Source organism: Clostridium kluyveri, assembly GCF_001902295.1.
GTDB lineage: Bacteria > Bacillota > Clostridia > Clostridiales > Clostridiaceae > Clostridium_B > Clostridium_B kluyveri_B.
In genome coordinates this window covers 2,273,716-2,291,116 of sequence record NZ_CP018335.1, presented here as the reverse complement: position 1 = coordinate 2,291,116, position 17,401 = coordinate 2,273,716, and the positions used below count along the sequence as shown (strand labels likewise).

Below are 17,401 nucleotides of genomic sequence, written 5' to 3'. Positions count from 1 at the left end.
TATTGATGAAAATTAAAAAATTATCTTTAATTGTTTTATTTATTACTGTAATAATGGTTATAGTTACTGGATGCGGCAGTAGTTCACAAAATGAAAGTACGTCAGATTCATCTAAGAAGGAAGTAACAGTTAAAATTGGAGCTGATTCCAGTGTCTTTTCCACTGCTTTTTATGTTGCCAGAGATAAAGGTTATTTTAAAAAATATGGTATTAATGCTCAAATCAATCCATATTCCTATGGAATTGATACTATAGATGCTGTACTTACTAATCAGGTTGATGTTGGATTGGCAATGGATTTTGCAGCACTTTCCAGATTAAGCAGCGGAGATTTGAAAATTTTTAGCTTTATTCAGCAAGTTGATTCAAGTAAAGAGAAAGTGGTGGCTCGTGATGGAATAAATTCTCCTGAAGAATTAAAAGGGAAGCCTATCGGAGTCAAAAGAGGTACTGTAGATGAATATGCTATGGTGAGGTATTTGGAAAAATATAATATAAAAATAGACGAAGTGAAAAAACAGGGATTTAGCTCAGATGCAGAAATTCTATCGGCATTTGAAAAAGGAGATGTCCAAGCAACATTTTTTTCTGGAAACCTTCTAGATAAAGCTTTAACTGTAAAAGGAGCTAAAGTTATAGGAAGTAAGGCAGACATACCATTTGCAGCTCGTGGATTTTTGGCGGCTAACAGCAAATTTTTGGGGCAGAAAGATGTAGTAAAAAATATATTATTGGCATTGAATGATGCTAATGAATATATGAATCAAGACCCATCAGGGGCAGCTGAAGTAATGGCTAAAGCTTTAAAAGCTCCAAAAGATAGTTTGGAAAAAGATATTAAATCACGTTCGAATGACATAAGGTTAAATGACGACGATGTAAAACAGCTGCAAGATGTGTATGAATATTCTTCAACTAATAAATTGATTAAAGGTGGATTTAATTTAAAAGATAAAATAGATACGGATGCTTTAAAGGAAGCACTTCCAGAAAAACTTACGTATAAACCTGAAAATATAAAGTAGATTAAGGTAAAGTGTATAATTCCACAATGATAATTAAGAACAGGAGGAATTTTGGATGGGATTGTTGGACAGGAGAAAACCTCAAATAAGAGAAAAAAGGTTGAATACCTTAAGTGCATATTTTGGAGATGTTAATCAAATTCTAAATAGTATAGAAGAAGGTAAAATAGATCAGAAGATAAGAACATTTTCTCAAACCTCATTTGATGAGATTATATACATTCTTCAGGCACTTAGTGGTATTGATGATGCAGGTATAGTAATTCATGGACCACTTGGATGCAGTGCAGTTCAATTAAATATCTTATCTAAAGATAATTCTAATTCTAGAAGATGGATTGTCACCAATTTAAATGAAAAAGATTCAATTTTAGGAAGTGGTGAAAAATTAGAATTGGCAATAAAAAAATTATATAAAAGTTATAAGCCTAGTGTAGTTTTTATTGTGGCCACACCTGTAATAGCTATAAATAATGATGATATTTTATCTCCTTTAATTGAACTTGAGGACGAATTAAATATAAAAATTGTTCCCATTTTTTCTGATGGATTTAAATCTAAAGCTAGAATATATGGAAGCGATATTGTATTTCATGCCATTTGCAAATATTTAGTTACAAATAAAAAAGAAGAAACTCAATCTAATCTTATAAATTTAATATCTATATCTGAAAGTGAAAGAGAACTGGATGAAATTAAAAATTTATTAAATGAAATAGGTATTGAAGCAAATATATTACCACGATTTTCAACATTAGAAAATATCAATAAAGTATCTAAAGCAGCACTTTCTATCAGTATAAACAAGGATGAAGGAGATTATTTTGTTAAATCGCTAGAAGAAAAATATGGAATACCATTTTTATCAAATTTATATCCTATAGGTGTGCAAGGGACAAATAATTGGATTATAAGTATAGCAAAAACTTTGGGATTAGAAAAAAATGTAGAAGATATACTTTACAAACATTCTGATAATTTAAAAGAATATGTGAATAAGAATAAATTAAATGGATTAAGAGTATATATAAATTTACCTGCTTCTAAGGCATTTTCAGTTGTAAAGTTAATAAAAGAATTTGAAGGAAGCCTAGCGGGAATAACTGTAGATCATATAGATAATTTAAATAAAGAAGATTTAATCTATATTCAAAATTTAGATGAAAACATAAAATTTCATGTGGCAGATGGGCAGCCTTTTGAAGAGGAAAGTATTTTAAATAGATTGAATCCTGATTTATATATAGGATTAAGTCATCATAGTGTTTTAGCCGCAAAGCTTGGAATCTCCTCTGTTGCTGTCGATAATTTGGATATACTGGGATTTAATGGTGTTAGAAATTTTATAAAGATCATTAATAAAGCAATTAAAAATAAAAAATTTGTGGAGAAACTTGCAAAAGCAGATAAGTTACCTTATAACAAAAATTGGTATAACAGAAGTACTAATTGGTATATAAAACAGGAGGTAAAATAAGGTATGGATATAAATAATACTAGCATAGTTGATGCTTCAAGAAATAGCTGTGCATTCTCTGGAGCACTTCAGACAGTTGAAAATATAGAAAGAGCTGTACCTATTGTACATTCAACTGCAGGTTGTGCAGTTCAACAATATTTAGGAGTAAACAAAGTAAGTGGTAATAGAGGCTCTGGGTATACTGGTGGTATTCAGGTGTCTTCTAGTAATGTCATTGAAAAGCAGGTGATTTTTGGAGGAACATCTAGATTGAGAGAGCAGATAAAAAATACCATTAAAGTGCTGGATGCTGATTTATATGTAGTCTTAAGCGGATGTGCTACTGAACTGGTGGGTGACGATATACCGGCTATGACGAAAGAGGCTCAGGAACAGAAATATCCTGTTATAAATGTACAAGCTCCTGGATTTAAGGGAGATATACACTATGGATATGAAATTACAGTAAGAACTTTAATTGAACAGCTGCCTAAAATTTATGAGGTATCTTCTAAAAGGGAAAAAGAATTTGTAAATATATTTGGAATTATTCCAAATCAGGATGTGTTTTGGCAGGGCAATTTATTTGAATTAAAAAGAATTTTAGAGTCTATAGGATTAAGAGTAAATACTTTATTTGGATTTGAACAAGGTATTGAAAAATGGCAGCAGATTCCTAATGCCGGATTAAATTTGGTATTTTCATCTCGAGGAATAAGAGCAGTAGAATATTTAAAAGATAAATATAATATACCTTATTTAAATTTTAATAGTTTACCTGTGGGTTTCAATACAGGTTCTTTTATAAAAAAAATTGGCAGACAGCTTGATATAAGTGAAAATATAATAGATGAATTTATAAGGTCTGAAGAGAATAGACTCAATTATTATTTGGAAAACATAGCGGATTTTTATTATGAATATAATTTACAAAAAGAATTTGCAATTATTTCTGAATCAAATTTGGTATCGAGTATAAGTAGCTTTTTAGAAGAATTAGGACTTATACCTAAAACTATTATTATTACAGATAATCCAGAGGATATTTATAAAGAGCATTTAATAAAAGAAATGGAGAGCTCTTTATCTTCAGAGGAAGTAGATTTATATTTTGAAGAGGATCAAGGGAGAATAAATGAAATCATTGAAAATAGTGAAGTTGAATTGATACTTGGAAGTTCATTAGAAGACGAAATTGCAGGTAAAATTAATGTTCCTATTCACCATATATCCTTTCCTATATGGGACAGTGTGGTTTTAGATAAAACCTATATAGGATATAAAGGTGCAGTTACTTTACTTGAAGATATAGCTACACTGGTTAGAAATTTTAACTGATGTAATACAGCGCGTGTGGTCTGTATATTTTAGATAGGATAAAATGAGTTTTAAAGGGAAGGCTGCGATTATTGCAGGTTCATCTTAATTAAAAGGAGAAAAATAGTTATGGAAGAAAAAATTAATGCAGCATTGTTTCTAGAACATTTAGCATTAAGACAAGGAATATCAATAGATGATTACAAAATTGCTCCTATAGTTATTGGCTCGTGGGATGGTAATTTAATAAAAACTATTGCAGAGGAATTTCAGTTAGAACCCATGGCAAATTGGACAAAAAATAGTATTGTTTACAATTGGACAACTAATGGCCGAGATGTAACTTTTGTCGCCCTACCAGTGGGTGCGCCATCTGCGGTTAGCACACTTGAACAACTTATTGTTTGTGGTGCAAAAGTTTTTATAGGAATTGGTTTTGCTGGAAGTCTACAGCCCTCCATACCTGTGGGAAGTATAGTAATTGCAAATAATTGTATTCGTGAAGAAGGGACCTCTTATCATTATTTAAAAGATAATTCCGAGGGTCTGCCGAGTAAAAGACTATTGGAACAATTACAAAAAGCTTTTTGCAATGAAGCTATCCATTCAACCACTGGAGCCATTTGGACAACAGATGCAATTTATAGAGAGCTAAAAAGTAAAGTCGAGGATTACAAGAAAAAAGGTATTGCTGCTGTGGAAATGGAAACTTCAGCACTATATGTTGTAGGAAAATATAGGGGAATAGATGTATGTAATATTTTGGCGATCAGTGATGAATTGTGGACTGATTGGAATCCGCAATTCGGTTCTGAAAAATTACAAAATACTATACAAACTATTAAAAATGTATTGCTTAATAATTTAGAACTTTTTACAGAATTAGTCCATAAGGATATATATGGTTAGTAAATTTAAGAAAACCATCTTTAGAATTGCTCGAAAATAGAATGAAAATAATATATATTTGGATTATTAGAATTATTATAATTTAAAATACTAATTTTTCGAAATTATAATTAAATTTGGTATTGACAAAACATTTTAAAGATTATATAATTTAAATCAAAAGATGAATAATTAAATATAGAACTTCTTATCAAGAGAGGTGGAGGGACTGGCCCTATGATGCCCGGCAACCTGAATGTATTCATATTCAATGGTGCTAATTCCAGCAGGTAATATAACCTGAAAGATGAGAGACAATAGGATACAGCTTCTTATGGGTTCTCTCCATAGGAAGTTTTTTATTTGGACTGACTAGAATACTGGAGGTCGAGTTAACTTATCCATTAGGTTATACTTGGCCTTTTATTGTACATTTTTTAGTAGAAAATAAATAAAAGTTGGGAGGTGAAATATGAAAGGACTACATGAGTTATATGAATTTTTAACTATGAACAAGTATAGGATTAAAAAGATATAAATGCAAATAGACTTTTTACTAAAATGGTAACAAGAAAAGATAAAACATAGAAAAAAGGAGATTGATAAAAATGGGTAGATTATTTACATCGGAATCTGTTACAGAGGGACATCCAGATAAGATATGTGATCAAATATCGGATGCAGTACTGGATGCAATTACTGAACAGGATAAAAACGGAAGAGTGGCTTGCGAGACGGTTGTAAATACTGGACTTGTGCTTTTAGTGGGAGAGATATCAACTAAAGCCTATGTAGATATACCAAAGATAGTGAGAAAAACCATAAGTGACATAGGGTATAATAATTCAAAGTTTGGATTTGATGCAGCTAACTGTGCAGTAATAACCTCAATAGACGAACAGTCTTCAGATATTGCACTTGGAGTGGATGAATCACTGGAATCTAAAGAGGGTGAAAAGGATGATATTGAAGCAATTGGAGCTGGAGATCAGGGAATGGTATTTGGATTTGCAACAAATGAAACTCCAGAATATATTCCTCTTCCCATATCACTGGCACATAAACTCTCAAGAAAACTTGCAGAAGTAAGAAAAAAAGGCATAATTCCATATTTAGGACCTGATGGGAAAACACAAGTTACAGTAGAATATGAGGGAGATAAACCTATAAGGGTGGATACCATACTTATATCTTCCCAGCATGAGAAAGACATAAGCCATGACAAAATTCAGAAAGACTTAATAGATGAAGTTATTAAAGTGACAATACCGGAAGAATTGATAGATTTAAATACAAAATATCTTGTAAATCCAACAGGAAGATTTGTAAAAGGGGGACCAGAGGCTGATTCTGGACTTACAGGCAGAAAGATAATAGTTGATACCTATGGAGGATATGGAAGACACGGCGGTGGTGCATTTTCAGGGAAGGATCCAACCAAAGTTGACAGATCTGGAGCTTATGCTGCAAGATGGGTAGCAAAGAATTTAGTGGCGGCAGGAATATCCGATAAAATAGAAATAGAAATAGCCTATGCCATAGGTGTTGCAAAGCCAGTATCTATAAGTGTAGACACTTTTGGTACAGGAAAGATAAGCGATGGCAGAATAGTGGAAATCATAGATAAGTTGTTTGATTTAAGACCAGCCGCAATTATAAGGGATCTTGACTTGAGAAGACCTATATATAAAAGTACAGCTGCTTATGGACATTTTGGGAGAACAGATATAGATTTGCCTTGGGAAAAACTTGATAAGGTTAATGAAATTAAAAAGGAATTAGAGAGCAGTATTATTTATTCTTAAACAAAATTAAGTAGGAGGATTTTTTCATATGAGTAATATAAAAGAACAGCTTCACAGAGAATTGGCCATAAAAAATGCATCTATGGTCGAAGGAATAAAAGTAAGTCCTGAGATATTCAAACACTTGGATTTCAATAGAAAATATCAAAAGCAAATTCATACATTATTTGAATATGACCATGAGCCACATGTAGGAATTGAATTTCCCACCGGGTTCAGTACACCAGGAGGATTAAAGGTAGGTTTTAGATGGGATAATAATTCCAGATATGAGATTAAGTATGAAAATGATAAATACTATCTCACAGAAAATCAAAATGAGATATTTCCAATAGAATTTTTAAGCCATCCTAAATATTATGATTATAAAACTTCCGATGGTATGGATATGTCTAATGTAGCTACCTACAATAGAGAAGGTGCTATTTTTGTAGCCTATAGTAATGAGTGTGCATTAAAAGATAAGGGATTAGATTGCCTATTTTGTAATATAAATGCCACAAAAGATACTTATGCAGAAAAGGAGGGAATAGAGTGGAAATATCCCAATCAAATAGGAGAAACTGCAGCGGAAGCTTATAAAAATGGTGCAAAACATATTACTATAAGTGGGGGCTTTGTAGCAGAGAGAAGAGAGGTAGAGTATTACATTGATGTAGCTGAAGCTATTAAAGAATATACTGGTCTGGAGGACTTTAATGGAACGGGAGTTATAGGAGCTCCACTTGATCTTGAAGTGATTGACAAATATAAGGAAGCGGGATATAGGACAATTGCAATGAATATAGAAATTTGGGATAAGAATATTTTTAAAAGTATCTGTCCGGGTAAAGTAGAACAATGCGGCGGTTGGGAGAACTGGATAAAAGCTCTAGAACGTGCAGTAAAGGTGTTTGGATATGGTAGGGTAAGATCAAATATAGTTGCTGGAATTGAGCCTAAAAAATCTACTTTGGAAGGAGTGGAATACCTTGCATCAAAGGGAGTAATATGCTTGGCAGGGGCATGGTGCCCAAATCCAGGATCAGAACTTGAGGGACATCGTACTCCAGAACCTGAATGGCATCTGGATATGGCATATAAAGTTTATAATATATTTAGAAAAGCAGGATTTACTTATGATCAATTGTATGATTGTAATGCAGCACCTACCACACTTTGTCATGATTTATATAAAATAGGAGATGAATTATTGCCTGTATTTAAAAAAGAAGCAGTTTAAAATTAACTATGCTTATATTGTGATGGTCAAAGTGGAATTATGGAATATAGATTTTGCTTTTGTTACTTGAGTGAGTCAGAGGCAGAATCTTTAAAACAAAATAGGAGGTTAAAATGAGTTTTAAAGGGAAAGTTGTAGTTGTTACAGGTTCATCTAAAGGTATAGGCAGAGAAATAGCTTTAGAATTTTCTAGTAGAGAAGCTGTGGTCATTGTAAATGGAAGAAATCAAGCTGAAGTACAAAAAGTATTGGATGAGATAAATGATAATGGTGGTACTGGCTATGGAATAACAGCTGATGTGACTAAAAAGTCAGAGGTTGAAAATTTATTCAGATCCGTAATTGAAAAGTATGGCAAAGTAGATGTACTAGTCAATAATGCAGGTGGTGACAGCGGCTCAAAAACAGTGGAAGATTTAACAGAAGAAGAATGGGATGCTGTTATTGACAGAAATTTAAAAAGTGTTTTTCTTTGCTCTAAGGCCGTTATTGAAAATTTTAAAAGGCAAAAGCAAGGTAGGATAATAAATATCGCATCTCAAGCAGGAAGGGCAATATCAATTCTTGGAGGACCTCATTATGCAGCTGCAAAAGCTGGGGTAGTAGGTTTTACAAAGCACTTGGCAAGAGAACTGGTGCATTATGGTGTTACAGTGAATTCAATTGCACCGGGTATAATTATCAGTGGTGAAAAGTCTAAAAGTGAATGGAATTCCCGTAAAGAAAAAGAACGAGAGAAGATTCTTGAAGATATACCATTGAAACGATTAGGTACCACTGGCGAGATTGCAAAAGCAGTTTTATTTTTAGCATCAGAAGATGCCAGTTATATTCTGGGAGCTTGCTTAGATGTAAATGGCGGCAGGTGGATGTTGTAATAAAATAGTTTTATTTAAATATGTAAATTGAATATTATTTGGAGGTATATACAAATGTCAATTGATAAGAATTTTATAAAGAAATATTTAAATAGTACAAAATATATAATATTAGCTACAGTAAATGGTGAAAATGCTCCTGCATTAAGGGTTTTAGGTGCTTTTGGCGTAGATGGCTATACAACTTATTTTTCAACTATTGGAGGAAGTGCTAAAGTTGAACAAATTAAACATAATGCAAATGTTTCAGTATTTTTCCAGCATGAAAATCAAGAATTAGCATCCTTTGTTAATATTACAATAAAAGGCAAAGCTGTAAAAATAACAGATGAAGCGGAACTTAAAAAAGCTATTGAGATAATAGGCAATAAAAATTCTAATTTTAAAGAAAGAATCAAAAAAAATGGATTAGGTGACAATATAATAATACGAGTGGATCCATCAGAGTTAAAAATATTGGACTTTAAGAAATCCCCTGGAGAAAATCGTGTTGAAGTTATTCCTCTATTAGATGAAAATTATTGATAATATGATGATGTATTTTAATTGCGTTGTCGGATAAATTTCAATAGTGGCTAGAAACTCCAGTTTAATTAACTAGCTAAACTAGAAGCTTTTTTCTGATTTAGAAGGGGACTTTAATGGATACAACATATTCAAGAAAAGAAATACGTCACGATATTATAAAACTAGCATGGCCAACTATAATGGAACAGATGTTGATTATGATGGTTGGCATAGTTTCAACTATATTAGTTTCAAAGCTTGGAAAAGAATCTATTGCAGCAGTTGGAATGGTCAACAATTTGGTCAATTTTTTTCAAACTATTTTCACTGGACTTGCCATGGGCTCATCAGTAATAATTGCTAGAGTTACTGGAGAAAAAGGCATTAAAGATGCAAGATATGTTTTGGTACAATCACTATTTATGAGTATATTAATTGGAGTTTCTATTGCTTTTTTAGGATTTGTATTTTCTAATCAAATAATAATTACCTTTTTTGGAGCTGCTGATTTTAAAGTAATGAGTTTAGCTAGAACCTATTACAAAATTGTATGTTTAGGGATGCCATTTTTTGTAATAGAGATGGTTACAGGGGGATGTTTGAGAGGAATTGGAGATACAAAGACACCTTTGTATGTAGTTATATTTGAAAATACAATAAATGTGATATTGAGTTTATTATTGATTTATGGGCTAGAGTATAAAGGAGTAATTTATTTGAACTCCCTAGGTGTGAAAGGTGCCTCAATAGCTGTTACTATTTCACGAATCGTTGGGGGGATAGTAATAGTTTGTATTTTATTTAGGAAAAAGTCTAAAGTAAGTCTTATTGATTTTGGTAAATTTAAAGTAGATTTTAAAGTAATAAAGAGAATAATAAGAATTGGGATTCCTGCATGTGTGGAGAACCTAATTATGAATGGAGGATTTTTAATGCAGCAAATACTTGTTGTATCTATGGGGACTGTTGAAGCAGCTGCATTTCAAATTGGAGGAAGTATACACTCTATGGCATTTTTACCGTTATTGGGACTTTCTTTGACCACAACTACTACTATTGGACAAAGTTTAGGAAAAAAGGATTTCAAAAAGGCGGAAGCTTATGCTTATGAAAACATTAGGATAGCAATGTTTACTGGCTTATTTTCAACAACCATAGAATTTTCTGGAGCCTTTCTATTTGCAAGGTTATTTTCTCAAGATTTACAAGTTGTAACTGCAAGTATTGTTGTAATTAGAGGATTTTCTTTAGTTTCACCATTTTTAGGTATTGAAAAAACGGGCTCAAGTGTGTTAAGAAGTTCAGGAGATATTAAATATATAATATTTTCATCGATTGCAGGGTTATGGATATTTAGGCTTATAATGGCCGATGGCTTAATTAAGTTTTTAAATGCAGGTCTTTATGGGTTGATGATAGGTATTTTTTTGGATTACAGTATTAGAGCGATTATGTATATTTTCAGAATAAAAGCTGGCAGGTGGAAATATCTGAAGGTTTAATAGTAACATCAATTTAAATAAAAGTAGACTTAAATATAAAACTTCTTATCAAGAGTGATGGAGGGACTGGCCCTATGATATCCGGCAACCTGAATATGTTTATTATTCAATGGTGCTAATTCCAGCAGGTATATATTTAGCCTGAAAGATGAGAAACAGGAGAATGTAACTTCCCGTAGTTTCTCTACAGGGAGTTTTTTATTGGACCGACTGGAAAGACTGGAGGTCAAGTTAACTTATAGTAGAGATTAAATTATGTATAAATCTTTATTCATAGGTTATGCTTGGCTTTTTATTATGTATTTTTTAATAGAAAACAAATAAAAATTGAGAGGTGATGAAGATGACAAGATGAGTGGAAAAGAGTATTTAAAATAAATGTGAGGGAGTAGATGTTAGTGAAAAGTAAAAAACTATCTTTAATCATTTTATTTATTGTGGGAATGATGATTGTAGCTGCCGGATGCGGCGGTGGTTCGCAAACTCAAAGTACGTCGGATTCATCCAGGAAGGAAGTAACAGTTAAAATTGGAGCTGACTCTAGTGCTTTTTCAACTATCTTTTATGTTGCCAGAGATAAAGGTTATTTTAAGAAATATGGTATTAATGCTCAGGTCATTCCATATGCTTATGGAATTGACACCATAGATGCTGTATTGACTAATCAAATAGATGTAGGACAGGCAGCAGATTATGCGGCACTTTCCAGATTGAGCAGTGGGGATTTAAAAATTTTTAGTTTTTTTCAGCAACTTGATGCAAGTAGGATTAAAATGGTAACCCGTGACGGAATAAATTCTCCAGGTGAGTTAAAGGGGCAGCCAATTGGAGTTCAAAGAGGAACTGTATATGAATATATTATAGCTAGGTATGTAGAAAAGTATAACATAAAAATAGATGAAGTAAAAAAACAACAATTTGGTGCAAATGCAGAAATTCTTTCAGCATTTCAGCAAGGCGACGTTAAAGCAGCATTTTTTTCAGGAGATTTATTAAATAAGGCTTTAAAAGTACAGGGTTCTAAGATTATAGGGAGTTCGGCAGATATACCCTTTGCATTCCGCGGATTTTTGATGGCTAATAGTAAATTTTTAGAACAAAAAGATGTGGGAAAAAATATATTACTGGCGTTGAATGATGCTACTAAATATATAAGTGAAAATCCAGGAGAAGCAGCTGAAATTATGGCCAAAGCTTTGAAGGTTCCAAAGGATAGTTTAGAAGAAGATATTAAAACACGTTCAAATGATATAAGGTTGAATGATGATGATGTAAAACAATTACAGGAAGTATATGAATATGCATCCGCCAATAAATTAATTAAGGGTGGTTTTAATTTAAAAGACAAGATAGATACGGAGCCTTTAGAAGAGGCACTTCCACAAAGACTTACTTATAAACCTGAAAATATAAAATAAAACCATATATTAAAATTATTCATGGAATAGGGGGAAAATTAAAATGTCAAAAATAAATTCAATAACAATTAAAAATTTAAGTAAGAGCTACGGTGATTCTAATTATATTCTTAAAAATATAGATCTCAATCTACAAGGGGGAGAGTTTTTTATTCTATTGGGACCCAGCGGGTGCGGAAAATCTACTTTACTCAATATAATTGCAGGCTTTATTGAAAAGACTGAAGGTGAAGTATTAATAAATGACAAGGGAGTGGTAAAACCTGGGAGAGAAAGGGCAGTTGTATTTCAGCATCCTGATGCGTCCCTTTTCCCATGGCTTAATGTAAAAGAAAATGTAGAATTTGGATTAAGAATGAAAAAAGTAGCAAAAGAAGAAAGAGCGTCTATATCTGATAAATATATAAAGTTAGTTGGACTATCCGGGCATGAAAAAAAATTTCCCAGTGAGCTATCCGGCGGTATGAAGCAGAGAGTTCAAATTGCACGAGTACTTGCAAATAATCCAGAAATATTATTAATGGATGAACCTTTTGGAGCATTGGATGCTCAGACTAGGAGAATAATGCAGAAGGAGCTGGTGAGAATATGGCTTGAAACTAAGAAAACTATTATTTTCGTTACCCATGATATTCAAGAAGCCCTTATACTTGGGCAGAAAATAGGTATTATGTCCAGGTCGCCTGATTCTAAAATATATAAAACTTATGATGTGAATTTTCAATATCCGAGGGATGTAACCAGTAGTGTATTTAATAAAGAATATAAAAGCCTTTTGAATGAATTTGAAGGGAAAATGTACGTTCAGGAAAAAGAGAGTGCGTTAGCATAAGGGAGGAAAATTGATGCGAGGTTTTAATAAACTATTAAAATGGGGTGTTATATCTTGGGTTTGTATAATTATAATCTGGGGCATAGGATCCAAATTTTCAAATCCAGATTTCTTTCCGGACCCATTGAGAGTAATATCTGGGGGAGAGGATTTAATTAAAGATGGAAGTCTCTTTCAATTTATTGGCATAAGTTTGAGCAGAATTCTTTCAGGATGGATTTTGGGAAATCTCATAGGTATTCCCATAGGTGTATTGATGGGAAGAATCAAAGCAATAAAAATGTTTGTAGATCCTATTTTGAATTTTTTTAGATTTGTACCTGCACTTGCGTTTTTAACATTATTTTTACTGTGGTTTGGTGTAGGTGAAGAAGGGAAAATTATCTTAATTATGTATGCTACTACTTTTACTGTTATGTTAAATACAGAAGCTGGGGTGTCTAGTGTACAGAAAGAAAAAATAAGAGCAGCTAGATGTCTTGGAGCTTCTGAATCTCAAATAATGTTTAATGTAATAATTCCAGCAGCCATACCTTATATATTTACAGGAGTAAGACTGGCTATGAGTGGTTCATTTGGTGCCATTGTGGGTGCGGAAATGCTTGCTGCAAATAAAGGTATAGGATATTTGATATGGACTTCAAGATTATATTTTAAGACAGAATGGATATTTATAGGATTGATATGCTTAGGGCTTATGGGATATTTTACGGACAAAATATTAGTGACTATAGCAAGTTTAACTATGAAAAAATATGGGATAGTTAATAATAAAGATGCTATAAAAAGGGTGGCTTAAGATAATAATTTATTTTCATAAGGTTGTATACAAATAAAAATTTAATAAAATAATCTAGATTTGAATGGAGGAAATTACTATGGGATACCCGAGTGTTTATCCTACCGGGGTAACAATTTATAATCCTGAAAAGGCATGGAGTGGTTACACTATTTTTCAGGCAGCAGATGAAGGCGCATTGTTGATAGATATGAATGGGCAGGAACTGCAGTTGTGGAAAAATTTACATGGATTTCCCAATAAGCTGCTGCCAGGTGGATATGTTATAGGCAGCACAGGGGAGAGAAATCCCAAATATGGATTTCAGGATATGATTGATTTAGTACAAGTAGATTGGAATGGAAATATTGTTTGGAAATTCAATAAAAATGAATTCATAGAAGATCCAGAAGAAGAACCTCAGTGGATGGCAAGACAGCATCATGATTATCAGAGGGAGGGCAATCCAGTTGGATATTACGCACCTGGATTAACACCAAAAATTGATAGGGGTAATACACTTATTCTTACACATGAAAATGTTAAAAATTCTAGAATATCTGATAAAGTACTTTTAGATGATAAAATTATTGAAGTTACATGGGATGGAAAAATTATTTGGGAGTGGAGAGCAAATGAACATTTTGATGAATTAGGATTTAATGAGATATCTAGAAATATTCTTTATCGTAATCCTAATATGAGGACAGCTGACGGTGGTATAGGAGATTGGCTGCATATTAACTCTATATCTTTACTTGGACCTAATAAATGGTTTGATAATGGAGATAAAAGATTTTCACCAGAAAACATCATTCTTGACAGTAGGGAATCCAATATTATAGCTATTGTAGATAAGGAGACAGGAAAAATTGTGTGGAAGATAGGGCCTTATTATGATACAAGTGATGAGCTTATAAAATTGGGATGGATAATAGGACAACATAATGTGCATTTAATACCTAAGGGTTTGCCAGGGGAAGGTAATATTCTTATATTTGATAATGGAGGTTGGGCTGGTTACGGATTACCTAATCCAGGTTCCCCAACAGGAAATAGGAATGCAATTAGAGATTATTCCAGAGTATTGGAAATTGATCCTATCACTTTAAAAATAATATGGCAGTACACTCCAGAAGAAGCTGGTTTTATACAACCATTAGATGCCGCTAGATTTTATAGCCCATTTATAAGTAATGCCCAGAGACTTCCTAATGGAAACACTTTAATAACGGAAGGATCAGATGGCCGTATATTTGAGGTTACCAAAGATCATGAAATAGTTTGGGAATATATAAGTCCTTATGAGGGTAAGGGAAAATCAAAACTAAATATGGTATACAGGGCTTATAGAGTTCCTTATGAATGGGTTCCTCAGCTGAATAAATGGTTAGAAATACCTATAGAAAAAATTGACAAAAGAAAATTTAGAGTGCCAGGAGCAGCTGGTTTAGAGCGTAAAATAGAAACAGAAGTGAAAGGTACTCAGGAATATAGAGACAGGGAAGAATCCAACTTTTGTATTATAACCAGTGAAGAATTGGATAATTTCAAATTTAAAAATATTGTTGACAAGTCATTTTAAAAGTTATATTATAATGGTGCTATTCCAGCAGGTAATATAACCTGAAATATGAGAGACGAAAGGACATAACTTCCTGTGGTTTCTCCACACAGGAAGCTTTTTATTGAACTGACTAGAAAAACTAGAGGTCAAGTTAGTTTATGTATAGATGTGAATTTTATAATCTATAAAATAGGCTAATTTGACCTTTTCCTGTATACTTATTTAATTGAGTGATTCTAATAATCATGAAATAAAAGAGAAGCATATATACTTTATGCCAAAATGGTAAAAAGTATATAACAAAATCATTTTGACTTAATAGGAAATTAACTATTGCCAATTATGAAAGGGGACAAAAAATGTTATTTTTAAGAAAAATAAAAATTGGACAAAAAATGTTGTTAGCTTTTTTAATTATAGTAATAATAATTGCTTTAATAGGAAGTGTAGGAATATTTTCATTAGACAAAGTAAATTTAAATTCTAGAAATATGTATAGTGATAATCTTCAAAGTGTATATAGTCTGACAGATATAAAACAGCAGTTGGTTAGAAGACAAAACGATATTGTTCAGATAGTTTATTTAAGAGATGAAAATAAATTATCAGCTTTACTTGAGGATATCCAAAAAAGTATGGATGAAAACAGTCAGGATATTAAAACATATAATACTCTTCCTATGAGCCAAGATGAGAAAAAGTACTTTGATAAATTTATGGAGAAATTTCAAAACTATAAATCTTTAGAAGAAAAATTATTAACTGCAATAAAAAATGACAAATATGATGAAGCAAATAAGTATTATAGGGATATGGATGAAAGCTGGCAGCCAATGTCTGATAATATTAATGCACTTGTTGACAGAAGTCTTAATGAAGCAAAGAAATCGAATACAGACAATGCAGAAGTTTTTAATTCTGCTAGCATTGGCATACTTATATATATTTTATTAGGAATTATATTTTCCATAATTTTAGGTATAATTATTACAAGACAGTGTACTATTCCTTTAAAAAAGATAAAGCAATTTGCAAGTAGAATTGCAAATTATGATTTTTGTACATATATAGATATATTAGGCAAAGATGAATTTTCAGCAGTGAGTCGTGATTTAAACAAAGCTCAGAAAAATATTAAGGATTTAATTAAAATTGTGATTGAAAATTCCAAGAACATGAGAAATTCCAGTCAACAGGTAGTTTTATCAGTACATGAATTGGATGCTAGTTTTGAAAATATAGATTTGGCTGCTAATGAAATAAATAATGCTGTTCAAGATACAAGTACATCTTCAGAAGAAATAAATGCATCTGTAGAAGAAGTGAATGCCAGCATAAATCAATTGTCAGAAAGGACTATGGAAGCTAGTAATAATGCCAGTAATGCTAAAGAAAGAGCTAAAGATGTACAAATGAAATATAAAGAGACTGAAAAAGGTATAGTAGTGATTCACAATGAAATAAGAGAAAAAATACTAAAAGCTATTGAAGAGGGTAAAGTAGTTAAAAATATAAATGTTATGTCAGATACAATAGCTGATATAGCAGTGCAAATAAATTTACTTTCTTTAAATGCAGCTATTGAAGCAGCAAGGGCGGGAGAACATGGGAAAGGTTTTGCTGTAGTTTCAGAAGAAATTAGAAAGCTTGCAGAGCAGTCTAAAGATGCAGTAGATGGAATAAAAAAAACTATTAACAAAGTTCAAACCGCATTTAAAAATCTTTCTAATAATAGTAATCAAGCATTGGAGTTCATTAGTAAAGATATGAATACACAACTTAAAAATTTCGGTGATATGGGAAAACAGTATTATGAAGATTCTAATTTCGTAAGTTATGTGTCAGAAGAAATAGCCACCATGACAGAAGAAATAACAGCTGCAGTTGGACAGGTAAGTGAAGTAATTGAAAATATGAGTACAAATGCTAAAAATTCTTCACAGAATGCTGATAAAATAAAGAGTAAAATACTTCAAGTTATTGGTGTTATAAAAAAAGTTTCAAATATGTCTGATAATCAGGCAAAGTTATCTGAAGAACTTATGAGAACAGTTTCAAATTTTAAGATAGATGTAAATAATTAAGTAATGAGTATACTTAATAAGCTTGATATTATGTTTGTATTCTAAAACATAAAGAAAATGTCATTAAAAGAATTCGTTAATTTTCTATTGATAAAATGATTTGGATGTTATATAATGTA

General features: G+C 32.0%; 14 protein-coding genes and 2 riboswitches. All 14 genes read left to right on the top strand.

Annotation, left to right across the window (positions count from 1 at the left end; translation table 11 throughout):
* The first annotated feature begins 5 nt into the window (after positions 1 to 5).
* The 14 genes from BS101_RS10965 to BS101_RS10900 all read left to right on the top strand — a co-directional run bounded on the left by BS101_RS10965 (position 6) and on the right by BS101_RS10900 (position 17,282).
* Positions 6 to 1,025: an ABC transporter substrate-binding protein gene (locus BS101_RS10965; RefSeq protein WP_073538861.1), complete on the top strand. Its 1,020-nt coding sequence runs from the start codon at positions 6 to 8 to the stop codon at positions 1,023 to 1,025.
* Between the two features lie 55 nt (positions 1,026 to 1,080).
* Positions 1,081 to 2,502 (top strand): nitrogenase component 1, encoded by a 1,422-nt coding sequence (locus BS101_RS10960; RefSeq protein WP_073538860.1) that lies wholly within the window; start codon positions 1,081 to 1,083, stop codon positions 2,500 to 2,502.
* Between the two features lie 3 nt (positions 2,503 to 2,505).
* On the top strand, positions 2,506 to 3,822 hold the full coding sequence (locus tag BS101_RS10955; RefSeq protein ID WP_073538859.1) for a nitrogenase component 1: 1,317 nt from the start codon (positions 2,506 to 2,508) through the stop codon (positions 3,820 to 3,822).
* Positions 3,823 to 3,930: 108 nt separating this feature from the next.
* Positions 3,931 to 4,710 (top strand): nucleoside phosphorylase, encoded by a 780-nt coding sequence (locus BS101_RS10950; protein ID WP_073538858.1) that lies wholly within the window; start codon positions 3,931 to 3,933, stop codon positions 4,708 to 4,710.
* A 184-nt stretch (positions 4,711 to 4,894) separates the two neighbouring features.
* A riboswitch (SAM riboswitch) is annotated at positions 4,895 to 5,003 on the top strand.
* A gap of 294 nt (positions 5,004 to 5,297) precedes the next feature.
* The gene (gene metK, locus BS101_RS10945) at positions 5,298 to 6,494 is read left to right on the top strand and encodes a methionine adenosyltransferase (protein WP_073538857.1); all 1,197 of its coding nucleotides are present in this window, start codon (positions 5,298 to 5,300) and stop codon (positions 6,492 to 6,494) included.
* Positions 6,495 to 6,522: 28 nt separating this feature from the next.
* On the top strand, positions 6,523 to 7,716 hold the full coding sequence (locus tag BS101_RS10940; protein ID WP_073538856.1) for a radical SAM protein: 1,194 nt from the start codon (positions 6,523 to 6,525) through the stop codon (positions 7,714 to 7,716).
* A 113-nt stretch (positions 7,717 to 7,829) separates the two neighbouring features.
* On the top strand, positions 7,830 to 8,594 hold the full coding sequence (locus BS101_RS10935) for an SDR family NAD(P)-dependent oxidoreductase (RefSeq protein WP_073538855.1): 765 nt from the start codon (positions 7,830 to 7,832) through the stop codon (positions 8,592 to 8,594).
* 54 nt (positions 8,595 to 8,648) lie between these two features.
* A complete protein-coding gene (locus BS101_RS10930) occupies positions 8,649 to 9,119 on the top strand; it encodes a pyridoxamine 5'-phosphate oxidase family protein (protein WP_073538854.1) in 471 nt (156 codons plus the stop codon).
* A gap of 116 nt (positions 9,120 to 9,235) precedes the next feature.
* Positions 9,236 to 10,603, top strand: a complete 1,368-nt coding sequence (locus BS101_RS10925) for an MATE family efflux transporter (RefSeq protein ID WP_073538853.1) — start codon at positions 9,236 to 9,238, stop codon at positions 10,601 to 10,603.
* Positions 10,604 to 10,645: 42 nt separating this feature from the next.
* Positions 10,646 to 10,758: riboswitch (SAM riboswitch) on the top strand.
* A gap of 243 nt (positions 10,759 to 11,001) precedes the next feature.
* Positions 11,002 to 12,021 carry an ABC transporter substrate-binding protein gene (locus BS101_RS10920; protein WP_073538852.1) on the top strand — a complete coding sequence of 340 codons (1,020 nt, stop codon included), beginning with the start codon at positions 11,002 to 11,004 and terminating at the stop codon, positions 12,019 to 12,021.
* A 43-nt stretch (positions 12,022 to 12,064) separates the two neighbouring features.
* Positions 12,065 to 12,853 (top strand): ABC transporter ATP-binding protein, encoded by a 789-nt coding sequence (locus BS101_RS10915; protein WP_073538851.1) that lies wholly within the window; start codon positions 12,065 to 12,067, stop codon positions 12,851 to 12,853.
* 13 nt (positions 12,854 to 12,866) lie between these two features.
* On the top strand, positions 12,867 to 13,652 hold the full coding sequence (locus BS101_RS10910; protein WP_073538850.1) for an ABC transporter permease: 786 nt from the start codon (positions 12,867 to 12,869) through the stop codon (positions 13,650 to 13,652).
* Between the two features lie 79 nt (positions 13,653 to 13,731).
* Entirely contained in the window at positions 13,732 to 15,216 is a 1,485-nt protein-coding gene (locus tag BS101_RS10905) for an aryl-sulfate sulfotransferase (protein WP_073538849.1), read from the top strand.
* A 341-nt stretch (positions 15,217 to 15,557) separates the two neighbouring features.
* Positions 15,558 to 17,282, top strand: coding sequence for a methyl-accepting chemotaxis protein (locus BS101_RS10900; RefSeq protein ID WP_073538848.1), 1,725 nt, complete (start codon positions 15,558 to 15,560; stop codon positions 17,280 to 17,282).
* The last annotated feature ends 119 nt before the right edge of the window (positions 17,283 to 17,401 follow it).

Bases quoted from the DNA above. Each gene is read 5' to 3' on its own strand.
- BS101_RS10965 (WP_073538861.1), top strand. From the start codon at position 6: ATGAAAATTAAAAAATTATCTTTAATTGTTTTATTTATTACTGTAATA.
- BS101_RS10960 (WP_073538860.1), top strand. From the start codon at position 1,081: ATGGGATTGTTGGACAGGAGAAAACCTCAAATAAGAGAAAAAAGGTTG.
- BS101_RS10955 (WP_073538859.1), top strand. From the start codon at position 2,506: ATGGATATAAATAATACTAGCATAGTTGATGCTTCAAGAAATAGCTGT.
- BS101_RS10950 (WP_073538858.1), top strand. From the start codon at position 3,931: ATGGAAGAAAAAATTAATGCAGCATTGTTTCTAGAACATTTAGCATTA.
- metK (WP_073538857.1), top strand. From the start codon at position 5,298: ATGGGTAGATTATTTACATCGGAATCTGTTACAGAGGGACATCCAGAT.
- BS101_RS10940 (WP_073538856.1), top strand. From the start codon at position 6,523: ATGAGTAATATAAAAGAACAGCTTCACAGAGAATTGGCCATAAAAAAT.
- BS101_RS10935 (WP_073538855.1), top strand. From the start codon at position 7,830: ATGAGTTTTAAAGGGAAAGTTGTAGTTGTTACAGGTTCATCTAAAGGT.
- BS101_RS10930 (WP_073538854.1), top strand. From the start codon at position 8,649: ATGTCAATTGATAAGAATTTTATAAAGAAATATTTAAATAGTACAAAA.
- BS101_RS10925 (WP_073538853.1), top strand. From the start codon at position 9,236: ATGGATACAACATATTCAAGAAAAGAAATACGTCACGATATTATAAAA.
- BS101_RS10915 (WP_073538851.1), top strand. From the start codon at position 12,065: ATGTCAAAAATAAATTCAATAACAATTAAAAATTTAAGTAAGAGCTAC.
- BS101_RS10910 (WP_073538850.1), top strand. From the start codon at position 12,867: ATGCGAGGTTTTAATAAACTATTAAAATGGGGTGTTATATCTTGGGTT.
- BS101_RS10905 (WP_073538849.1), top strand. From the start codon at position 13,732: ATGGGATACCCGAGTGTTTATCCTACCGGGGTAACAATTTATAATCCT.
- BS101_RS10900 (WP_073538848.1), top strand. From the start codon at position 15,558: ATGTTATTTTTAAGAAAAATAAAAATTGGACAAAAAATGTTGTTAGCT.